This is a genomic window from Rothia sp. BD8 (assembly GCF_044878465.1).
Classification (GTDB): Bacteria; Actinomycetota; Actinomycetes; order Actinomycetales; family Micrococcaceae; genus Rothia; species Rothia kristinae.
This window is the reverse complement of sequence record NZ_JANJES010000009.1, coordinates 41,487-62,754: the sequence shown is the minus strand read 5'-3', so window position 1 is coordinate 62,754 and position 21,268 is coordinate 41,487. Positions and strand designations below refer to the sequence as shown.

Here is a 21,268-nt window from a genome sequence, read left to right as displayed (position 1 = left end):
TGCGCGAACGCGACCGCGGTCGGCTCGATCGCGGCGGGTGCGGTGGCGGATAATGGCCGTGGCGGCGCCTCGCGGGAGCCCGGATGGGACGGCGGCCGCCACCCCGCCCAGTGTACAGCCTGCCCTGCTTCCGCCGCGGTCCCGGCGTCGGCGGCGCTCCCCGGCATCCCGTCGGCGCCGGCGTCCCCGTCGGGCTCCATCCCACCGCATCCCGTCCGTGAGGAGTTCCCCGCCGTGCCCGCCGTCCCCTCTCCCGACTTCCCGCATCGGGTGATCCTGCACGTGGACATGGACGCGTTCTTCGTCGGGGTCGAGCTGCTGACCCGGCCCGAACTGGTCGGGCGGCAGGTGGTCGTGGCCGGTTCCGGCAGCCGCTCCGTGGTGCTGTCCGCCTCCTACGAGGCCCGTGCCCTCGGCGTCCATTCGGCGATGCCGGTGGCGCGCGCCCGACGACTGGCGCCGCGCGCCGTGTACATCGAGCCCTCCCACTCCAGCTACTCCGCCTACTCCCGGCAGATCATGGCCGTGCTGCACGAGGTCACCGACCTGGTGGAGCAGGTCAGCGTGGATGAGGCCTTCCTGGACGTCACCGGGGCGCAGCGGCGCCTGGGCTCGCCCGTGCGCATCGCCCGCGGCATCCGGACCCGGATCCTCCAGCGCACCGGGCTGGTGGCCTCGATCGGGGTCGCCTCCAACAAGTTCATCGCCAAGATGGCCTCCACGGGGTCCAAGCCGGATGGGCTGTGGGTGGTGCCCGAGGCGCGGATCGGGCAGTTCCTGGATCCGCTGCCGGTGGGGCGACTGTGGGGTGTGGGGGAGAAGACCGCGGCGCATCTGCAGGAGGCGGGCCTGCACACGGTGGGCCAGCTGCGCCAAATGTCTCTGGAATACCTCCAGCGGCGTCTCGGGCGCGCCTCGGGGGCGCACCTGTGGGAGCTGGCCCGCGGCATCGACGAGCGGCCGGTGCAGTCCCACCGGGTCGAGAAGTCCATGGGCGCCGAGCACACCTTCGCCGCTGACACGGACGACGTCGTCGAGATCAAGGCCGCGCTGCTGCAGCTGAGCCACGACGTCGCACGGCGGCTGCGCGCCTCCGGTCGCACGGCCGCGGCGGTCTCCCTGAAGCTGCGGGACCAGGACTTCCGCACGCTGACCCGCACCCGGACCCTGGAGCGGGCCGCGGGGACCGGACGGGAGATCAACGCCGCCGCGGTGCGGCTGTTCGAGGACCTCGGCCCGCTGGCCGGCCGGGTGCGACTGGTGGGGGTGCGGGCCGAGCGGCTGGAGGAGGGCGCCGCCGGGCGCCAGCTGAGCCTGTGGGAGGAGGCCGACGGCGATCGGCTGCGCGCCGAGGCCGAATGGGGCGGGGCGGAGAGCGCCATGGATCGGATCCGCGATCGCTTCGGTCCGGCCGGTCTGCGCCCGGCCCGGCTGGTCAGCGGCGGATTCGCCCGCCGCTACCGCCCCGAGGCCGGCACCGGTGCGCAGGAGGGCGCCGGGGCCCGTCCGGATCCGCGCGGACCCGGTGAAAACCCGCGGGAAAAAGGCTAGTCTGAGCTGGACGGAGACCCTCGGCCCAGGCGAGGCGGGGGATCCACCATCTTTCCGGGAGAAGGACGCACCATGGCCCTTTCTGAGCGCGAACGCCAGCTGCTGGAGCAGCTCGAACAGCAGCTGAACGTCGAGGACCCCACCTTCGCGGACACGATGCAGGAAGAGCGCCCGCGCCCCCGCCCGGGTGCTGGCCTGTCCGGGCGCAATCTGGTGCTGGGGATCGTCGTGGCCGTGCTCGGCCTTGGCCTGGTGCTGCTGGGTGTGTCCACGCAGCTGATCCTCGTCGGGGTCCTGGGCTTCCTGGTCATGGCCGGCGGGGTCTATCTGGCCACGCTGCGCCGTCGCGAGGGCGGCGGCCGCTCGGAGGCCTCCGGGCGCACTAACCGCCCCCGCGCCGGCGAGCGCGGCGTCTCCTTCATGCAGCGCCTCGAGCAGCAGTGGGAGGATCGCCACCGGGAGCGCTGAGCCGCTCCACTTTCCTCCATGATCAGCCCTCGACAGGGGCCGGATCCCGCAGATCGGCGGGATCCGGCCCCTTTTTCCGTGCCTGGCGAGACCGTGCTCCCTCCGCGTCGCGCATGGGAATCGGCTGGGAATGGCCCTTCGGGGCGGTTGTGGGGAGGGAAGTGGAGTAAAGTGGGGCGCGTCGGGTGCTCCCGGGGTTCCAGTGGATCCCGGTGCGCATCGCGGCAGATCAGATCAACCTCGGACGCGGGAGGCGGTGGGCCGGTGTTTCTGGGCACCTACTCTCCCCGGCTGGATGAGAAGGGTCGGCTGATCCTGCCCGCCAAGTACCGGGAGGAGCTGGCCGAGGGGCTCGTGCTCACCCGGGGGCAGGAGCGCTGCCTCTACGTGTTCAGCCAGGCCGAATTCGAGCGGGTCCACGAGCAGCTGCGCCAGGCGCCGCTGTCCTCGCGCCAGGCCCGGGACTACATCCGCGTGTTCCTCTCGGGGGCCTCGGATGAGGTGCCGGACCGGCAGGGCCGGGTGACCATCCCGACACCGCTGCGCGAGTATGCGGGGCTGGGGCGGGAGCTGGCCGTGATCGGGGCGGGCACCCGCGCGGAGATCTGGGATGCCGAGGCGTGGAACGCGTACCTGACGCAGAAGGAGACGGAGTTCTCGGAGACGGATGACGAGGTGCTGCCCGGCCTGCTGTGATCCCCGCCCTGCGATCTTCCGCCCGACGCATCGACCTCGTGGTCGGTCCTGACTCACCTTCCCCTGAGGCAGGCCCGCACGGGGGCGGCGTGCGGGAGGAGGATCGGATGGCGGGGGCTGGGCAGAGGCGGCGGCTCCCATCCGGTGGGGCAGACGCAGGGAGGAGGACCCCGATGACGCAGGAGCGCGAGTGCCCGGAGCGATCCGATGCGCGGCGACGGCACGTCCCGGTGCTGCTGGACCGGTGCCTGGATCTGCTGGCCCCGGCTCTCGAGGGGCCGAGTCCCGTGGTCGTGGACGCGACCCTCGGAATGGGCGGGCACACCGAGGCCCTGCTGACCCGCTTCCCCCGGCTCACCGTCCTGGGGATCGACCGCGACCCGCAGGCCCACGCACTGGCCGGTGAACGGCTGGCCCCGTTCGGCGACCGGTTCCGCCCGGTCCGGGCGGTCTACGACGAGATTCCCGAGGTGCTCGCCGAGCGCGGCATCGACCGGGTGGACGGCGTGCTGTTCGACCTGGGGGTCTCCTCCCTGCAGCTGGATGAGCGCGAGCGCGGCTTCGCCTACTCCTACGACGCCCCGCTGGATATGCGCATGAACGCGGAGGACGAGCTCACCGCGGCTCACATCGTGAACACCTATGACGAATCTCACCTTCGACGGATCCTGCGGGACTGGGGTGAGGAACGCTACGCCGGACGCATCGCTCAAGCTCTGGTAGAGGTTCGTCAGGAGACCCCGTTTTCCAGGACCGGTGAGCTGGTGGAGGTGGTCACCCGGGCCGTTCCCGCGGCGGCGCAGCGCTCCGGGGGGCATCCGGCCAAGCGGACCTTCCAAGCCCTGCGCATTGAAGTCAATGCTGAGCTTGAGGTTCTGCAACGCGCCGTGCCCGCCGCTCTGCGGGCGATCCGGGTGGGCGGCCGTGTCGCGGCGCTGAGCTACCACTCCCTGGAGGACAGAATCGTCAAGAAGGCGATGGCGAGCCTGGCCGTCTCCCGGGCCCCCAAGGGGTTCCCGGTGGAGCTGGAGGAGCATCGTCCCGAGCTCCGGATCCTCACCCGGGGGGCCGAGCCCCCGAGCCCCGAGGAGATCGACGCCAACCCCCGCGCGGCCTCAGCTCGTCTGCGTGCCGCCGAACGCATCCGCGACCCGAGGACCACCCCATGAGCGCAGAACTCCAGCAGCCCGACAGCGCGCACGATGACTCCGTCTCCCCGGCGCTGCATCTGCAGGCGGTGCGCCAGCGGCGGCTGCGACTGGTCGGCGGCGGGGCGCAGGAGGTCGAGACCTCCGAGGGTGTCCTGGAGACCGCTCAGGATGCCGATCGGTCGACCGGCTCCGCCCGCGCCCGCCGTCGCCCGCTGGCCTCGGCGCCGGCACGGGCCCGACGCCGCAGGATCCCGCTGATCATCGCGACCTTCCTCGGGGTCCTGCTGACCCTGGGCTTCGCCCTGCTGATGAACATCACCATCTCCCAGAACCAGTACGACCTCGTGCAGCTGCGCGCGCAGGAGCAGGACCTCACGGAGCGGAACCAGGCCCTGAGCCAGGAGATCGAGTTCCAGCAGGCCCCCCAGAATCTGGCCGCGCGCGCCTCCCAGCTGGGGATGGTCTCCCAGGCCCAGCAGGCGCAGCTGGATCTGCGCACCGGCAAGCTCAACGGCACCCCGCAGGCCGCCGAGGCGGTGGGGGAGGATCCCAAGGAGGCGGCCGAGCAGGGCCGGACCAACCTGATCGATCCGCCGAAGGGCAGCGACACCGAGGCCGCCCAGCAGGCCCAGCAGCGCGCCGCGGAGCAGCAGAAGAAGGACGAGGCGGCCCAGAAGAAGGCCGATGAGCAGAAGAAGGCCCAGGAACGGGCCTCGGCCAGCCCTGCGGCGTCCCAGTCCGGGCAGGCCGGGGACGACCGCGGCCGCTGAGCCGTCCCGTACTCACCGCAGTTCCCCACCCCGACGACGGCCGGAGCAGCTCCGGCGGAAAGGCAGCGCCCGTGGACCCCACCCAGGACGCCAGCGCCGACCCGGAGCACCCGCAGCGGCCCCGCGCCGACCGGGAGGCCGGCAGGGCCGCGGAACCGGTGGCCCCGGAGTCCTCGGGACAGCCGGCCCAGGGGATCCTGCGCCGCAGCTTCCTGGGGATCTCCGGATTCCTGGGGATGCTCGGCCTGCTGGGCGCGCGGCTGTTCTACGTCCAGGCCATCGACCCCTCCGGTCGGGCGGACAAGGCGCTGGCCGAGCGGCGTCGGCAGGTTGTGGTCCCGGCCCTGCGCGGGGAGATCCTGGACGCCACCGGGACCGTGATGGCCCGCTCCATCCAGCGCTACCGGATCGTGGTGGACCAGACCGCCGTCGCCGCGTTCAAGCGGCTCAAGAAGGACGGCAGCAGCACCGAGCAGGTCACCCCCCAGCAGCTGGTCTACGAGCTGGCCGACCTGCTGAAGAAGCCGGACGAGGAGGTCAAGAAGGCCCTGGACGGGGACAAGCGCTACGCCGTGGTCGCCGACGAGGTCACCCCCGACGTCTACAACGCGATCACGGACCTGGGAGCGACCTTCCTGTCCGGGGAGTCGGTGTCCAAGCGCACCTACCCGGACGGGTCGGTCGGCGGCTCTGTCATCGGCTACCTCAACGCCCAGGGCGCCCAGGGCGGGATGGAGCTGCAGTTCGACCAGCAGCTGTCCGGGCAGGACGGCGAGCGAGTCTACGAGATCTCCGCGGACGGGGTGCGCATCCCCGTGGGCGAGGAGCTGGACACCCCGGCGAAGAACGGCAGCACCGTGAAGCTGTGTCTGAACCGCGACATCCAGTACTTCGCGCAGCAGCAGGTCACCGCCCGGGCCCGGCAGCTCGGGGCCGAATGGGGGACCTGCGTGGTCATGCGCGTGAAGGACGCCGCGGTGCTGGCCCTGGCCGACTCCTCCATGATCGACCCCAACGACTACTCCAAAGCCGACACCGACGACTTCAGTCCCCGGGCCGTCACCAGCATCACCGAACCCGGCTCCACGGAGAAGGTGCTCACCGCCTCGGCCGTCATCGATGAGGGGCTGTCCCAGCCGGAGACCGTCTTCGACGTTCCCGCCGAGCTGCGCATCGACGGTCAGCTGATCACCGACTCCTTCGAGCACCCCGCCCAGAAGCGGACCCTGGCCGGGATCATCGCCGACTCCATGAACACCGGAACCGTTCTGGCGGGGAAGCAGCTGACCAAGGACCAGCGCCATGACTGGCTGGCGAAGTTCGGGATCGGCCGACGCACCGGCATCGAGTTCCCGAACGAAGCCCAGGGCCTGCTGGCCGCCGCGGATGATTGGGATGTCCGGCAGCAGTACACGGTGCTGTTCGGCCAGGGCGTCTCCCAATCCCTGCTGCAGACGGTCACCGCCTACCAGGCGCTGGCCAACGACGGGATCCAGCTGACCCCGCGCCTGGCCGACTCCGTGACCGACGCCGAGGGGGTCGCCCAGCCTCGTCCGACCCCCGAGGGGCGGCGCATCGTCTCCGCGGACACCGCGAAGAAGCTGCGCCAGATCATGGAGACCGTGATCACCGGCGGACACGCCCCCGATGCCGCCGTGGAGGGCTGGCGCGTGGGCGGCAAGACCGGCACCGCGGAGGCCCCGGCCGAGGACGGCAAGGGCTTCGACGGGTTCACGACCTCCTTCGTGGGCATGGCCCCCATCGAGGATCCGCAGTATGTGGTCGGCGTGCTGCTGCAGCGGCCCGAGGGCGTCGTCACCGAGATCGGCACCACCGGGACGTTCTCGAAGATCATGCAGAAGGTCCTGGAGTACTACCGGGTCCCGCACTCCACGACTCCGCCGCAGAAGCTTGACAAGTTCGCCCCGGGGGACCCCCAGAACGACGATTGAGCTCGCCCCGGCCCGGTCCGGCTGCGAGCTTCGGACTAGGATGTGAGTTCGGGTCGGCCCACCCGGTGAGCCGACCCGAGGCCCGGAACCAACGCCCCCAATACGACAGGAAGTGGCTTCCCCATGACACCGAAGGACCCGGAGCAGGGGCATCCCGACCTCCAGGGTGCCAGCGCGCAGGACCTGCGTCCGCGGCGCGTCCCGGCCCGGGAGCTCGGGCAGATCGCAGCACACCTGGAAGCCGCCGGCGTCGAGGTCCGCACCCGTCCCGGTGCCGAGGGGCAGGCGGTGGTGACCGGCATCAGCATGGACTCCCGCGAGGTGCAGGCCGGGGACCTCTATGTGGCCCTGCCCGGGGCCAACGCGCACGGGGCCCAGTTCTCCTGCGCCGCCCGACGGGCCGGGGCGGCCGCGGTGCTCACCGACGCCGCTGGTGCCGAGATCCTGGACCGGCAGGGCAGCCCACTGCCCCTGCTGATCGTTCCCTCCGTGCGCGAGGCCGTGGGGCCCCTGGCAGCCTGGATCTACGGCAGCCAGCCCGAGCGGGGCCGCCAGCGCCTGTACGCCGTGACCGGGACCAACGGGAAGACCACCACGACCTACATGATCGACGGCCTGCTGGATCGGCTCGGGGAGACCACCGGGCTGATCGGGACCATCGAGATCCGGGCCGGCGCGGAGGTCATCCCCTCGACCCTCACGACCCCGGAGTCCACGCACGTGCACGCCCTGCTGAGCGTGATGCGCGAGCGCGGGATCACCGCCGCGGCGATGGAGGTCTCCTCCCACGCCCTGGACTACCGCCGGGTGGACGGGGTCGTCTACGACGTCGCCGGGTTCACCAACCTCACCCAGGACCACCTGGACCTGCACGGGTCCATGCAGGCCTACTTCGACGCCAAGGCGCAGCTGTTCACCCCGGCCCGCACCCGGCGCGCCGTGATCATCGTGGATGACGAGTGGGGCCGGCGCATGGCCGAGCACGCCCGCCGCGAGCTCGGCGCGGATCGGGTGGTCACTCTCGCCACCGGCTACGGCCGCGGCGCCCACGGGGAGGCCGAAGCGGACTGGACGGTCCGGGAGGTGCGCGCCGAGGGCATCGGCCACGGCTTCGTCCTGCAGCACCGGGACGGCACCCGCATCCCGACCGGCACCGGGCTGCCCGCCGACTTCAACGTCTCCAACGCGGCGCTGGCCGCCGTCATGGTCCGTACCGGGCAGGCCGAGCCCCAGCGGGTCGCCGAGCAGCTGGCCGACCCGGAATCCCTGACCCCGCTGGTGCCCGGACGCATGCAGGTGATCGGGCAGCGTCCCCTCGCGATCGTGGATTTCGCCCACAACCCGGACGCGCTGCAGCGGGCCCTGGAAGCCGTGGGCCCCGGTTCGGACGGCCGGGTCATCGTGGTCTTCGGCGCCACCGGGGAGCGGGACCAGCTCAAGCGCCCCATCATGGGTCGCATCGCCGCGGAGCACGCCGACGTCGTGATCGTCACCGACGATGACCCCCACCGCGAGCCGCCTGCGCCGATCCGCGCTGCCGTGGCCGAGGGCGCCCGGGCCGCCGCGGCCGACGGGGCCCGCGCCGAGGCCGTGGAGGACATCGCCCCGCGTGCGGACGCGATCCGCCGCGCCGTGGAGCTGGCTGGGCCTGGAGATGCGATCCTCGTAGCAGGGCGCGGACACGAGACCAGCCAGGACGTGGACGGGGCGGACCTGGAGCTGGACGACCGCGAGGAGCTGCGCGCCGCCCTGGCCGCACACCGCCCCGCACCGACCGATACCCCCGAGGACCCCGCAGGAGAACGCGCATGATCGCCCTGACCGCCGCCGAGATCGCCGAGGCCGTGGGCGGGCAGCCCGTGGGGCTGGAGGCCGCAGACCTGGGGTCGATCACGTGCACCGCCGCGACCACCGACTCCCGGGAGGTCGGCCCCGGTGCGCTGTTCATCGCCAAGCCCGGGGAGAGCACCGACGGGCACCGCTTCATCCCCCAGGCCCTCGCCGCGGGCGCCGTGCTCGCCCTGGCCGAGCGGGAGACCCTCGACGAGGAGGGCCGGACCCACCCGGCGATCCTGGTGCCCGACGTCGTCCTGGCCATGGGGGCCCTGGCCCACGCGATCGTCGTGCGCCTGCGCGCGACCGGTCCGCTGAGAGTCATCGGCATCACCGGCTCCGCCGGGAAGACCACCACCAAGGACCTGCTGGCCGGGATCCTCTCGACCCTCGGGCCCACCGTGGCCCCCCAGGGCTCCTACAACGGGGAGGTCGGGGTGCCCCTGACGGTGTTCCGCGCCGAGCACGACACCCGGTACCTGGTCATCGAGATGGGCGCCAACGCCGTGGGCAACATCCGCTACCTGTGCGACATGGTCCTGCCCGACGCCGGGGCCGTGCTGAAGGTCGGCACCGCCCACCTCGGGGAGTTCGGCTCGGTGGAGAACATCGCCCGCACCAAGGCGGAGCTGGCCTTCGGGGTCGCCGCCGACGGCGCGGTCGCCCTGAACCTGGACGATCCCCGGGTCGCCCGCATGGCCGAGGTGGCCGGCGCCCCGGTGACCTGGTTCGGGGTGGCCGGACGCCACCAGGACCGGCCTGCCGAGGGCGCCGGGATGCTCGAGGCCCGGGACCTGCGCGCCGACGCGCAGGGCCGGCCCGTGTTCACCCTGGTGCTGCCCGACGGCTCCCAGCACGCGATCACCGCGCGGCTGATCGGCGAGCACCACGTCTACAACCTGCTGGCCGCGGCCAGCCTCGCCCTGGCCGTGGGCGCCCCCGTCGAAGCCGTGGTGCGCGGGCTGAACACCCTGGGCCCGCGCAGCCGCTACCGCATGGAGCGCACCGATCGACCCGACGGGGTGACCGTCATCAACGACGCCTACAACGCCAACCCGGAGTCGATGGCCGCGGCCCTGCGCACCCTGGCCCAGATGGGCCGAGACGCCCGACCACCGCGGCGGACCTGGGCCGTGCTGGGTCCGATGCTGGAGCTGGGGGCTGCCTCGGCGGCCGAGCACGGCAAGATCGGGCGCGACGCCGTCCGGCTGAACATCGCCAAGCTCGTGGCCGTGGGCCCGGAGGCCAAACCCATCTACAGCGACGCCCTGCTGGAGGGCTCCTGGGGCGAGGAGGCCTGCTGGGTGGAGACCGTGGAGCAGGCCGAGCAGCTGCTCGGCGAGCAGCTGGCCCCCGGGGACATCGTGCTGGTCAAGTCCTCCAACGGGGCGGGACTGCGGTTCCTGGGCGATAGAGTGGCACGAGGCCTCCCGGACGGCGCGTCGAACGCGCCCCGGCAGAGCTCCGAGACCGCTGAACCGCAAGAAAGGCGCTGATCACCGCATGATCTCCATCCTCCTGGCGGCGGCCTTCGGTCTGGTCCTCTCCCTCGCCGGAACCCCGCTGTTCACCAAGCTGCTCGTGCGGCGCCACTACGGCCAGTTCATCCGCGAGGACGGCCCGACCAGCCACCAGACCAAGCGCGGCACCCCGACCATGGGCGGCGTCGTGATCATCGGCGCGGCCGTGCTGGCCTTCCTGATCTCCCTGCTGATCACCGGCGGACTGCTCGGCGGGCAGAGCGCGGTGCCCTCGGCCTCGGCGCTGCTGCTGATCCTGCTCATGGTGGGCATGGCCGGGGTCGGGTTCATCGACGACTACAAGAAGATCGCCAAGAAGCAGTCCCTGGGTCTGACGCCCAAAGGCAAGATCGTGCTGCAGGGCGGGGTCGGCGTGGTCTTCGCGGTGCTGGCGCTGCTGCTGCCGGATGAGCGTGGCTGGACCCCCGCCTCCACCCGGATCTCCTTCACCCGGGACATCCACGCCCTGGACCTGTCCTTCGGGGTGACCGCTGTCGGGGTGATCCTCTTCGTGATCTGGGCGAACCTCATCGCCACCGCCACCACCAACGCCGTGAACCTCACCGACGGGCTGGACGGGCTGGCCACCGGCGCCTCGATCCTCGTGTTCTCCGGCTACCTCATGGTCTCCATGTGGCAGAACAACCACCTGTGCTCCCCGGGATCCTCGGATCCGGTCTGCTACGAGGTGCGCGATCCCGGGCAGCTGGCGGTGCTCGCCGCGGCCCTGATCGGCTCGCTGATCGGCTTCCTGTGGTGGAACACCTCCCCGGCGTCGATCTTCATGGGCGACACCGGCTCCCTCGGCCTCGGCGGGGCCCTGGCCGGCTTCGCGATCCTCAGCCGCACCGAGCTGCTCCTGGTCCTCATGGCGGGGCTGTTCGTGATGATCTCCGCCTCCGTGATCATCCAGGTCGGCTACTTCAAGCTCTCCGGAGGCAAGCGCATCTTCAAGATGGCCCCGCTGCAGCACCACTTCGAGCTCAAGGGCTGGAAGGAGGTCACGGTCGTGGTCCGCTTCTGGATCATCGCCGGACTGTTCGTGGCCGCGGCCCTGGGCGTGTTCTACGGCGACTGGCTGCTCAGCCACGGAGGAGTGATCACCCGATGAAGGCCACCAACGCCAACCCCGTGCTTCAGGACCCCCGCCTGGCCGGGCTGACCTCCTGGGACGCCGACTGGGCCGGGCTGCGCGTGGTCGTGGCCGGGATCGGCACCTCCGGCTTCGCCGCGGCGGACACCCTGATCGAGCTCGGAGCGCGCGTGGTCGTCGTGGACGGGAAGGACACCGAGGAGAACCGCTACAAGGCCCAGACCCTCGGGATCGTCGGCGCCGCGCAGACGATCCTCGGGCAGCAGGCCATGGACGCCCTGCCCGAGGTGGACGGGCAGGCTCCCGAGCTGGTCGTCACCTCCCCGGGGCTGCGGCCCACCCTGGGCATCCTGGCCGAGGCCGTGGACCGCGGCATCCAGATCTGGGGGGATGTGGAGCTGGCCTGGCGCCTGCGCGAGCGGGCAGGCCGGAAGACGGCCGAGTGGCTGTGCATCACCGGAACCAACGGCAAGACCACGACGGTGGGGATGACCGCCTCGATCCTGCAGGCCGCGGGACTCAAGGCCATCGCGGTGGGCAACGTCGGCACCCCCATCCTGGACGCCCTGCGGGACCCGGTGGACTACGACGTGCTGGCGGTGGAGCTGTCCAGCTACCAGCTGCACTGGTCCCACTCCCTGGCCCCGCTGGCCTCCGTCGTGCTGAACATCGCCGAGGACCACCTGGACTGGCACGGCTCCTACGCCAACTACGCCGCGGACAAGGCCCGGGTGTACGAGAACACGCGGGTGGCCTGCGTGTACAACGCCGCCGTGCCGGACACGGAGCGGATGGTCGAGCAGGCCGAGGTTCAGGAGGGCTGCCGGGCGGTCTCCTTCACCACCGACACCCCGTACCTGTCCCAGCTGGGCGTGGTGGACGGTCTGCTGGTGGATCGGGCCTTCGTCGAGCAGCGTCGCACCGAGGCCCTCGAGCTGGGCGCCGTGCGCGACACCGGGCCGCTGCCGACCCGCCACACCGTGGAGAACGCCCTGGCCGCCGCGGCCCTGACCCGCGCGGCCGGCGTCTCCCCGGAGGCCGTGCGCGACGGCCTGCGCGCCTTCGAGCCCGGGGCCCACCGCATCCAGCCGGTGGCCACGACCCACGGGGTGCTGTGGGTCAACGACACCAAGGCCACCAACCCCCACGCGACCGACGCCTCGCTGTCCTCCTTCGACCCCGTCATCTGGATCGCCGGCGGCCTGTCCAAGGGCGTGCACTACGGGGACCTGGTGGCCGCGCACGCGCACCGGCTCAAGGCCGTGGTGCTCATCGGCACGGACACCGCAGGGCTCGAGCAGGCCCTGGCCGAGCAGGCCCCGCAGGTCCCCGTGCACCGGGCCGCCGAGGGCATCGACGCCGCGCCGACGGACGGACGGGCCGTGCTGGCCGAGGCGGTGCGGATCGCCCACGAGCTGTCCGAGCAGGGGGACACCGTGCTGCTGGCCCCGGCCGCCGCGTCCATGGACCAGTTCGCCTCCTACGCAGATCGCGGCGAGGTGTTCATCGACCTGGTCGCCGATCTCGTCCGGCGCCTGGGCCCCACCGAGCAGGACCGGGACGAAGAGGGGCCGCGCCCGTGAGCACCGCGGCCCCCGAGCGCACCCCGCGCACCACCCCCCGCGGCCCCTGGCGGCGCTTGACCTCCGCGGCCCGGGCCGCCGCCCGCCCCGTCTACCAGTGGATCGCCGCCGGCTCCCTGTCCAGCTCGGCGGTGGGGATCTGCGTCAGCGCCCTGGCCCTGACCATCCTGGGCTCGATGATGGTGCTCTCCGCCTCCTCGGTGGAGCAGATCTCCAAGGCCCAGTCGCCCTACGCCCTGTTCGCCCGGCAGGTGGGCTACGCCCTGGTCGGCATCGTGGCGATGTTCGCCGCCTCCCGGGTGCCGCTGCGCTGGTGGAAGAGCCGCACCCTGATCTTCTGGCTGATGGGCGGCACGATCGCGCTGCTGCTGCTCGTGCTCAGCCCTCTGGGCGTGGAGGTCTACGGCAACCGCAACTGGCTGGCCCTGGGGCCCCTGCAGTTCCAGCCCTCCGAGATCGGCAAGTTCGCCCTGGTCCTGTGGGCCGCGTGGGGCCTGGCCAAGACCCCGCAGGTCGCGGTCAGCGTGCGCGCCGCCCTGCTGCCCTCGATCCTCGGCTTCCTGGCCACCTTCGCGCTGGTCATGGCGGGGGGCGATGCCGGCACCGGCATCGTCTTCGCCCTGATCTACGCCGGGGCCCTGTGGTTCGCCCGCGCCCCGATGAAGATCTTCCGCTGGTCCGCGATCCTCGGGGTCGCGGCGGCGGCGCTGATCGTGGTCGCCAGTCCGCACCGCATCCAGCGCGTCATCGGCTGGCTGGTGCCCTCCCGCTGCGGAGCCTCGGATGCCTGCTACCAGTCCAACGCCGGTCTGGCCGCTCTGGCCAGCGGCTCCTGGTGGGGCGAGGGCCTGGGGGAGTCCCGGCAGAAGTACAATTACCTGCCCGAAGCGCACAACGACTACATCTTCGCGATCCTCGGGGAGGAGCTGGGGTTCATCGGCTCGCTCGTGGTCATCGCCCTGTTCACCGTGATCGCACTGTCCCTGGCGCGGGTCATCCTGCGCTCCTCGGACCGCTTCGTGCGCATCGCCGCCGGGTGCATGCTGGCCTGGTACATCGGCCAGGCCTTCGTCAACATCGGCATGGTCACGGGGCTGCTGCCCGTCATCGGGATCCCCCTGCCATTCATCTCCTACGGCGGCACCTCGCTGATGATGTCCCTGTTCGCTGCGGGCTTCGCGATGTCCCTGACCAGGACGCCCACCCATCCGGCGCTCGAGTTGTCCGCGCTGGAGGAGCCCGAGCGGACGTCTAGACTGGAGAACTGACCACGCCCGCGCCGAGAGAAACCGGGGAGCCGCAGTTGAATCCTTCACCGTCCGTCATCGTCGCCGGGGGAGGCACCGCGGGACACATCACCCCGATGCTCGCCGTGGCCGACGCCGTGCGACGGCTCCGGCCCCAGGCGCGGATCACCGCGGTGGGCACGGCGGATCGCATGGAGGCCCGGCTCGTGCCCGAGGCCGGATACGATCTGGAGTTCATCGACCGGGTCCCGATGCCGCGCCGGCCGTCGGCGGATCTGCTGCGCCTGCCGCTGCGATTCTCCCGGGCGGTCGGCCAGGCCCGCCGGATCCTGCGCCGGCACGAGGCCGACGTCGTCCTGGGGGTCGGCGGCTACGTGTGCACCCCGATGTACCTGGCCGCCGCCCGCGAGGGGATCCCCGTGGTGATCCACGAGGCCAACCGCCGCCCGGGCCTGGCCAACCGCGTCGGGGCGCGCCGGGCCGCCGTCGTGGCCGCGGCCTTCCCGGATACGCCGCTGCGCGGGGCCCGCACCGTCGGGATGCCGCTGCGCGGGCCGGTGGCCGCCATGGATCGCGCCGCAGAGCGCGCCGCGGCCCGCCGGGACCTCGGCCTGCGGGAGGAGCTGCCCACGATCGTGCTGACCGGCGGGTCCCTGGGGGCCGCGGCGATGAACCGCACGGTGCGGGCGGTCCTGCAGACCCCCGCCTGGCGCCAGGCCGGGGTGCAGCTGCTGCACATCACCGGGCGCGGCAAGCAGCTGCTGGACGATCAGGGCCAGCCGGTGCAGGCCCCCCGCTACCACCAGGTCGAATTCGTCGACGGGATGCACCGGGCCTACGCCGCCGCGGACCTGCTGGTGGCCCGGGCGGGAGCGGCGACCGTCAGCGAGGCCGCGGCCGTGGGCTGCCCCTCGGTCTTCGTCCCCCTGCCCATCGGCAATGGGGAGCAGGCCCTGAACGCCGAATCCCTCGTGGCCGCCGACGCCGCCCTGCTCGTCCCGGACGCGCAGTTCACCCCCGGCTGGTTCCTGGACCACGTCCTGCCGCTGGCCCAGGACCCCGAGCGCCTGGAGCGGATGAGCCGCGCCGCGAGCCGCCTCGGGGTGCGCGATGCCGCCGAGCAGATGGCCCGCCTCGTGCTGGAGGCCGCCGAGTCGTCGCAGAACCCGAAGGAGCAGAGCCGATGAGCACCCCCGAGCCCACCGCCGAGCAGGCCCGGCTGCCGGAGTCCATGAACCCGCCGTTCCCCCCGCGCCCGCAGCTGTCCGGGCTGGGCCGGGTGCACTTCATCGGCATCGGTGGCACGGGTATGTCCGCGGTGGCCCAGCTGCTGCTGGAGCACGGGCTGAGCGTGTCGGGCTCGGACGCCAAGGACGGCCCCGTGCTGGATGCGCTGCGGGAGAAGGGCGCGCGGGTCTTCGTGCCCCAGGCCGCGGAGAACATCGAGCAGGCCGACACCGTCGTGATCTCCACGGCCATCCGCGAGTCCAACCCCGAGCTGGCCGCGGCCCGGGCCCGGGGGCTGCGGGTCCTGCACCGCTCGGATGCCCTGGCCGCGGCCATGGGCGTCCAGCGCACGATCGCGGTGGCCGGGACCCACGGCAAGACCACGACCAGCTCGATGATCGCCGTGATGCTCGACGCCGCCGGTGCGGACCCGTCCTTCGCCGTGGGTGCGCGCATCGCCGCCCTGGGCACCAACGCCCGGCTGGGCCGCACGGACGACGACGCCTGGTTCGTCGCCGAGGCGGACGAATCCGACGGCTCCTTCCTGAAGTACGCGCCGTCGATCGCGGTGGTCACCAACGTGGAACCGGACCATCTGGACTTCTACGGCACTCCCGCTGCGGTGCACCTGGCCTTCGAGCGCTTCGCCGAGACCCTCGGGCAGGACGGGGTGCTGGTGATCTGCGCGGATGACGACGGCGCCGCGCAGCTGGCCCGGGCCCGACGCCGGGCCGGGGCCCGGGTGCTCACCTACGGCACCGACGCCGCCGCGGACCTGCGCATCGAGGACATCACGGGGGAGGGCACCGCCAGCTCGGCGCGCCTGGCCTGGCAGCTGCCCGAGGCCGCGGGGGGTGCCCGGGGCGGCGTCACGCTGCACCTGGCCGTGCCCGGCACGCACAACCTGCGCAACGCCGCCGCGGCCATGGCCTGCGCCCTGCTGGTCGGCGTGGATCCGCAGGCCGCGGCTCGGGGGCTGTCCGAGTTCACGGGATCGGCGCGCCGCTTCGAGCGTCGGGGGCAGGCCCGCGGGGTCACCGTCTTCGACGACTACGCCCACCACCCCACCGAGGTGGCCGCCGCCCTGCAGGCCGCGCGCACCGTGGCCGCCGGCGGTACGGTGTACGCGATCTTCCAGCCCCACCTGTTCTCCCGCACCCGGGCCTTCGCCCGGGAGTTCGCCGAGGCGCTGTCCCTGGCCGACCGGGCCTTCGTCGTGGATGTGTTCCCCGCCCGGGAGGAGCCGATCGAGGGGGTCTCCAGCCACCTGATCACCGATGCCGGGTTCAGCGAGGTCCGCTATGCGGCCTCCGGGCGGGAGGCCGCCACGCGCATCGCCTCCTCCGCCGCGGCCGGGGACATCGTGCTGACCATCGGGGCCGGGGACGTCACGACCTACGGCACCTTCGTGCTCGAGGCCCTCGCCGAGGACGAGCGGCGCGCCCCCGGAGATGCGGCCCAGGACCCGGCGGAGTCCGCCCGGTGAGCGCCCGACGCCGCCCCCGCCTGCCCCGCTCCGCCCACGAACACGCCCCGGAGGGGGCCCCGGCGGCCGCCGAGCGGGAACCGGAGGAGCCCGACGAAGCGACCCAGGAACCGGAGGGCGCGCCCGTCGAGGCGCGCCAGCGCCTGGCCCGGCGCGCCCGGGAGAACTCCCGACGCAGCGAGGAATCCCCGGCGCAGGCCGCCCGGCGCTCGCTGAAGGCCGTGCGCCGCGAGCCGGAGGCCGCCACGGGAGCGATCCCGGTGCGCGCGAGCAATCCGGCGGCGGTCAGCGTCGAACCCGCCCACGCCGGCTCCGACGCACCGGGCGCGCCCGAGCGAGATGAGGACGGGCGCACAGGGGACGAGGGCGCACCGGACGAGCGCGACGTCGTGCGTCCGCTGCGCCGCCCCGGCTCCGCGGACCGGCCCGCCGCGGCGGGTCCGGGGGAGCCCGGGGGCTCGCATCCGGGCGAGGACGGGGCGGACGGCGCCGCCGGGAACGGGGCGAGCGTCATCGCACTGACCTCGCGACGCCGCACGGAGGGATCCCGGGGCGCTCGGCGCACGAGCCGGCTGCGCCGCCTCGTGCCGCGCACCCGGCTGGGACGCATCGGGGCCGGCCTGCTGACGCTGGTGGTCGTGGCCGCGGTGTTCCTCGGGGTGGTCTTCGCCTCGCCGCTGCTGGCGGTGCGCACCATCACGGTGGAGGGCACGGGGGCCGCGGATCGCGCCGAGGTGGCCCGGAAGCTGGAACCGCTGGAGGGCACGCCGCTGCCGCGGGTCACCCAGCAGCAGGTCCGGGACCTGATCGGCCAGGATGTCGTGATCCGGGACGTCTCGATCGAGGCCCACCCGCCCCACGAGCTCGTGGTGACCCTGCAGGAGCGGGTGCCGGTGGCCGCCGTGAAGGACGGGGACCGCTACATCCTGGTGGACCGGGACGGCACCGCCGTGGGGGCCGCGGATTCGTTGGAGCAGGCCAAGGTCCCGCTGATCGACGGCGGGCGCCAGGCGGTCACCCAGGATTCCTTCCGGGACGTGGTGCGGGTGCTGCAGGCCCTGCCGCAGTCCCTGCTGCAGCAGATGACCGCGGCGAAGGCGCAGTCGGACACGGACATCCGCCTGGAGATGAAGGACGGCTCCACGGTGCTCTGGGGCACGGCCGATGACTCCGAGCAGAAGGCGCAGGTGCTGCGCGCCCTGATCCAGGCCGTCGGAGGGGACGGGGTCTCGACCTACGACGTCTCCAGCCCGGATCACCCGGTCACCGAGTGACCCCGGCAACCATTCAACCTGCACTCGAGGTCCATGCACGAGGCGGGTCGGGGCGGCGGCGAGGCCCGCACTCTGCGGGAATTCCCGGCCCTCGATCGGCCCGCGGGAGCGACACCGCCGCGTGCGGTTGGTAGTCTGGATGCCGTATAGGAACCGGCCGTCGACGCCGAACGACGCAATCGTCTGAACCTTCGATCGAGGGTTTCAGGATAGGGATCGGCGGCGGCCATCACTGCGAACGAGGATCACATGGACATCACCACCCCCCAGAACTACCTGGCCGTCATCAAGGTCGTCGGCATCGGCGGCGGCGGCGTGAACGCCGTGAACCGCATGATCGAGGTCGGCCTGCGCGGCGTCGAGTTCATCGCGATCAACACCGACGCCCAGGCGCTGCTGATGTCCGATGCGGACGTCAAGCTCGACGTCGGTCGGGAGATGACCCGCGGGCTGGGCGCCGGGGCCAACCCCGAGGTCGGGCGCCAGGCGGCCGAGGACCACGAGGAGGAGATCGAGGAGGTCCTCAAGGGGGCCGACATGGTCTTCGTGACCGCCGGTGAGGGCGGCGGCACCGGAACCGGCGGCGCCCCGGTCGTCGCGCGCATCGCCCGCTCCCTGGGGGCCCTGACCATCGGCGTGGTCACCCGCCCGTTCACCTTCGAGGGTCGCCGCCGCTCCAACCAGGCCGAGACCGGCATCGAGGCCCTGCGCGACGAGGTGGACACCCTCATCGTCATCCCGAACGACCGCCTGCTGTCCATCTCCGACCGCAACGTGTCCATGCTGGACGCCTTCAAGTCCGCCGACCAGGTGTTGCTCTCCGGCGTGCAGGGCATCACCGACCTGATCACCACCCCGGGCCTGATCAATCTGGACTTCGCCGACGTGAAGTCCGTGATGCAGGGCGCGGGTTCGGCGCTGATGGGCATCGGCTCCGCCCAGGGCGAGGACCGCGCGGTCAAGGCGGCGGAGCTGGCCATCGCGTCCCCGCTGCTGGAGGCCTCCATCGACGGCGCCCACGGCGTGCTGCTGTCCATCCAGGGAGGTTCCGACCTCGGCCTGTTCGAGATCAACGAGGCCGCCCGCCTGGTCCAGGAGGTCGCCCACCCGGACGCCAACATCATCTTCGGCGCCGTGATCGACGACGCCCTGGGCGATGAGGCACGGGTTACCGTGATCGCCGCGGGCTTCGACTCCCTGAACCCGGAGACCAACTCCAACTCCACCAACGCCGCGGCCAACCAGGCCCAGCGCACTCAGCAGGCCTTCGGCGGCTCCGCCTCCCAGCCGGTCCGGGTGGCCTCCAACCCGCAGCGCGGCGGCTCCTACGCCGGCGGCGCGCCGTCCTACTCGGGCGGCTCCTCGAGCCAGTGGGGTGCTGACGACGACGTTCCGGCCAACGCCGGGTTCGACGTCGATCTGCCCCCGACCGAGGAGGAGACCGGGCGCGGCTCGGGCCGCAAGGACTCCCTGGATGTGCCCGACTTCCTGAAGTGAAGTGACCTGACCCGCGGTTCCTCGCCGCACGGGTGAGCGCCCCGCACGGCGCCGCGATTCCCCGGTCTCCCGCGTCGGGACCGGGGAATCGGCGCACCCGGGCCCCGGTGCTCCCCGCGGGGCAGACGCGACCCGCGGGCCGGGCGCCGCCCGCGAAGCACCCCTGACGTCTCCGATGAAGCAGGTCCCATGCGCATCCTCACCGAGCCCGACGGCCCGAGGCTGGCCGTCACCGATCGCGGCGACGGCAACCTCGCCCTGCACGCCGGTCCCGATCCCGCGGCCGCCCAGGCCCGACGACGCCGGATGGAGCGGCACCTGGGGGTGGCCGCCGGGCGGCTGCTCTTCCTCGAGCAGGTGCACGGCACGGCCGTGGCGGACGCCGATGAGGCCCCGACCATCCCGGCCCGGAGTGCGCCGGCCCGGGAGCGGGAGCTGGCGCCGGTCGCCGACGCCGCCCTGACCCGCACGGGGCGCCCGCTGGCGGTGCTGACCGCCGACTGCCTGCCCGTGCTGTTCGCGACCGAGGACCCGAGCCTGGCGGCCGTGGCCCACGCCGGGCGGCGGGGACTGCTGGACGGGATCCTGCCTCGGGTGCTCGAGGTGCTGGCCGCGGCCGGAGCCGGGCGGATCCGGGCCTGGATCGGGCCCGGGGTGTGCGGCTCCTGCTACGAGGTCCCCGAGTCCCTGGCGGCCGAGGCCGAGGCGATCCTGCCCGGGATCGCCGCGCGGACCTCGTGGGGCACCGCCTCCCTGGACCTGCCGGGAGCGGCCCGGACCCAGTTGACAGCCACCGCCGAGCGGCTCGGCCTGCGCCTGGAGGTCTCCGCGGAGCTGTCCGCCTGCACGCTGGAGGATCCGGGCCAGTTCTCCCACCGGCGCGCCCCGGGCGAGGGGCGCCTGGCCGCGATCCTGGTGCCCCAGCCCCCGTCCGAACCACCAGCCCGGACCAAGCCCCAAGCCCAGCCCCGGCCCGACGACGAGGACCCCGCACCGCACCGAGACGATCACGAGCAGCAGCGAGGAGGACACCGCAGATGAGCCAGGAGCACCCGACCCAGCCTCGAGAACAGCAGGAGCGGGGGAGGCCGCCGCACCCGGATCCCCGGCGCGCCGAGGAGCTGGCGCAGCGCCTGCGGCAGGTGAGCGAGACCGTGCAGTCCCTGGCCGCCCAGATCCCGGCCGATGTGCGGGATCCCGGGCAGCCGGTGCGGCTGCTGCCGGTCACCAAGTTCTTCCCGGCCGCCGACGTCGCCGCCCTGTGGGAGGCGGGCGTGCGGGCCGTGGGGGAGAACCGCGAGCAGGAGGCCTCCCGCAAGGCCGCCGAGCTGGCTCCGCTGACCGGTTCGGGCCTGCGCTGGGAGCACATCGGACAGCTGCAGACCAACAAGGCGAAGTCGGCGGTGCGCTGGGCCGGGTCGGTGCACTCGGTGGATCGGCCCGGACTCGTCCAGGCCCTGGGTCGGGCCTGGTCGCTGGCGGTCTCCCGCTGGGAGGCCGAGGAGGGCCCGGCCCCGGCGGCGTATGCCGACGGCGGCCTGGAGTGCTTCATCCAGGTGGGTCTCAGCGCGGCCTCCGCCCCGGGGCAGGCCGCCAGCGGGGCCCGCGGCGGGGCCGACCCGACGGAGGTGGCCCAGCTGGCCGAGGCCGTCGCCGCCACCCCCGGCCTGCGCCTGGCCGGGCTGATGGCGGTGGCCCCGCAGGCGGAGGATCCGGCGGCGGCTTTCGCCCGGCTGCGCGAGCTCAGCGCCGCACTGCGCCGGGAGCACCCGGAGGCGGTGGAGATCTCCGCGGGGATGAGCGCGGACCTGGCCGACGCGATACGATGGGGCTCGACCCGGGTGCGCGTGGGCTCGGCCATCATGGGGCCTCGTCCCCGGGGCTGAGGCCCCCGGCCGTCCGACATCACCGAAACAGCAC

17 protein-coding genes are annotated in these 21,268 nt (G+C 73.0%); all 17 read left to right on the top strand.

Features of this window, described 5'->3' with window-relative positions; all coding sequences use genetic code 11:
• Positions 1-234 precede the first annotated feature (234 nt).
• The 17 genes from dinB to NQ707_RS08335 all read left to right on the top strand — a co-directional run bounded on the left by dinB (position 235) and on the right by NQ707_RS08335 (position 21,234).
• The gene (gene dinB, locus NQ707_RS08415; RefSeq protein ID WP_358293376.1) at positions 235-1,551 is read left to right on the top strand and encodes a DNA polymerase IV; all 1,317 of its coding nucleotides are present in this window, start codon (positions 235-237) and stop codon (positions 1,549-1,551) included.
• Positions 1,552-1,623: 72 nt separating this feature from the next.
• Entirely contained in the window at positions 1,624-2,019 is a 396-nt protein-coding gene (locus NQ707_RS08410; RefSeq protein ID WP_058731088.1) for a DUF3040 domain-containing protein, read from the top strand.
• A gap of 264 nt (positions 2,020-2,283) precedes the next feature.
• Positions 2,284-2,715, top strand: a complete 432-nt coding sequence (gene mraZ, locus NQ707_RS08405) for a division/cell wall cluster transcriptional repressor MraZ (RefSeq protein ID WP_058731089.1) — start codon at positions 2,284-2,286, stop codon at positions 2,713-2,715.
• A 173-nt stretch (positions 2,716-2,888) separates the two neighbouring features.
• Positions 2,889-3,884, top strand: a complete 996-nt coding sequence (rsmH, locus tag NQ707_RS08400) for a 16S rRNA (cytosine(1402)-N(4))-methyltransferase RsmH (protein ID WP_064725780.1) — start codon at positions 2,889-2,891, stop codon at positions 3,882-3,884.
• On the top strand, positions 3,881-4,636 hold the full coding sequence (locus tag NQ707_RS08395; RefSeq protein ID WP_064725779.1) for a hypothetical protein: 756 nt from the start codon (positions 3,881-3,883) through the stop codon (positions 4,634-4,636). Before rsmH ends, NQ707_RS08395 begins: the two co-directional genes overlap by 4 nt.
• A gap of 71 nt (positions 4,637-4,707) precedes the next feature.
• Positions 4,708-6,588, top strand: coding sequence for a peptidoglycan D,D-transpeptidase FtsI family protein (locus tag NQ707_RS08390; protein ID WP_404435423.1), 1,881 nt, complete (start codon positions 4,708-4,710; stop codon positions 6,586-6,588).
• Between the two features lie 123 nt (positions 6,589-6,711).
• Complete coding sequence (locus NQ707_RS08385) at positions 6,712-8,400, top strand: UDP-N-acetylmuramoyl-L-alanyl-D-glutamate--2,6-diaminopimelate ligase (protein WP_224799989.1); 1,689 nt, start codon at positions 6,712-6,714, stop codon at positions 8,398-8,400.
• The gene (gene murF / locus NQ707_RS08380; protein ID WP_404435422.1) at positions 8,397-9,917 is read left to right on the top strand and encodes a UDP-N-acetylmuramoyl-tripeptide--D-alanyl-D-alanine ligase; all 1,521 of its coding nucleotides are present in this window, start codon (positions 8,397-8,399) and stop codon (positions 9,915-9,917) included. Before NQ707_RS08385 ends, murF begins: the two co-directional genes overlap by 4 nt.
• Positions 9,918-9,924: 7 nt before the next feature.
• Complete coding sequence (gene mraY / locus NQ707_RS08375) at positions 9,925-11,052, top strand: phospho-N-acetylmuramoyl-pentapeptide-transferase (RefSeq protein ID WP_061225731.1); 1,128 nt, start codon at positions 9,925-9,927, stop codon at positions 11,050-11,052.
• Entirely contained in the window at positions 11,049-12,617 is a 1,569-nt protein-coding gene (murD, locus tag NQ707_RS08370) for a UDP-N-acetylmuramoyl-L-alanine--D-glutamate ligase (protein ID WP_058730723.1), read from the top strand. The genes mraY and murD overlap by 4 nt, the downstream gene beginning before the upstream one ends.
• A complete protein-coding gene (locus NQ707_RS08365) occupies positions 12,614-13,885 on the top strand; it encodes an FtsW/RodA/SpoVE family cell cycle protein (RefSeq protein WP_064725774.1) in 1,272 nt (423 codons plus the stop codon). Before murD ends, NQ707_RS08365 begins: the two co-directional genes overlap by 4 nt.
• Positions 13,886-13,920: 35 nt before the next feature.
• On the top strand, positions 13,921-15,051 hold the full coding sequence (murG, locus tag NQ707_RS08360) for an undecaprenyldiphospho-muramoylpentapeptide beta-N-acetylglucosaminyltransferase (RefSeq protein ID WP_058730725.1): 1,131 nt from the start codon (positions 13,921-13,923) through the stop codon (positions 15,049-15,051).
• The gene (gene murC, locus NQ707_RS08355) at positions 15,048-16,577 is read left to right on the top strand and encodes a UDP-N-acetylmuramate--L-alanine ligase (RefSeq protein WP_404435420.1); all 1,530 of its coding nucleotides are present in this window, start codon (positions 15,048-15,050) and stop codon (positions 16,575-16,577) included. The genes murG and murC overlap by 4 nt, the downstream gene beginning before the upstream one ends.
• Positions 16,574-17,851 (top strand): cell division protein FtsQ/DivIB, encoded by a 1,278-nt coding sequence (locus NQ707_RS08350; RefSeq protein WP_404435418.1) that lies wholly within the window; start codon positions 16,574-16,576, stop codon positions 17,849-17,851. Before murC ends, NQ707_RS08350 begins: the two co-directional genes overlap by 4 nt.
• Before the next feature lie 249 nt (positions 17,852-18,100).
• Positions 18,101-19,348, top strand: coding sequence for a cell division protein FtsZ (ftsZ, locus tag NQ707_RS08345; protein WP_133566356.1), 1,248 nt, complete (start codon positions 18,101-18,103; stop codon positions 19,346-19,348).
• Positions 19,349-19,537: 189 nt separating this feature from the next.
• Complete coding sequence (locus NQ707_RS08340; protein ID WP_404435416.1) at positions 19,538-20,389, top strand: polyphenol oxidase family protein; 852 nt, start codon at positions 19,538-19,540, stop codon at positions 20,387-20,389.
• Positions 20,386-21,234, top strand: a complete 849-nt coding sequence (locus NQ707_RS08335) for a YggS family pyridoxal phosphate enzyme (protein ID WP_081046412.1) — start codon at positions 20,386-20,388, stop codon at positions 21,232-21,234. Before NQ707_RS08340 ends, NQ707_RS08335 begins: the two co-directional genes overlap by 4 nt.
• Positions 21,235-21,268: the final 34 nt, after the last annotated feature.